The sequence below is a fragment of the Vibrio sp. 10N.222.55.C6 genome, from assembly GCF_041473395.1.
GTDB lineage: Bacteria > Pseudomonadota > Gammaproteobacteria > Enterobacterales > Vibrionaceae > Vibrio > Vibrio crassostreae_C.
In genome coordinates this window covers 1-349 of record NZ_JBFRSD010000134.1, presented here as the reverse complement: position 1 = coordinate 349, position 349 = coordinate 1, and the positions used below count along the sequence as shown (strand labels likewise).

Annotated in this window: 1 protein-coding gene; it reads left to right on the top strand. The window is 46.4% G+C overall.

Translation table 11 applies throughout. The features are described from left to right. Positions 1 to 349: GGDEF domain-containing protein (locus AB4486_RS22900; protein ID WP_372118789.1), on the top strand; the 349-nt coding region annotated here is incomplete at both ends.

Genomic DNA, 349 nt, shown 5'->3' with positions numbered 1-349 from the left:
TTTCTAAGCTAGATCCTCTTACGCGCCTTGGAAACCGCCGTATGTTGTCGCAGGTTCTAGAAGACTTGAACGGTGACGATCAAGGTGCCTTTGCCTTACAGAACGAAATTACATTTGGCTTGATTCTTGTCGACCTCGACCACTTTGGTTTGTACAACAGTGTCTATGGTCATACTGAAGGGGATGCGGCTCTGAGGACGGTAGGTGAGATACTGAATGCCCATGTTCACAATGATAAAGAAACCTTCTGCCGGATTGGCGGAGAGGAGTTTATGTTGTTGATGATTGGCACGAATCACTCAGAGACAAAGCAACGTGCAGAGTCGATTAGAAAATGCATTGAAGAGGC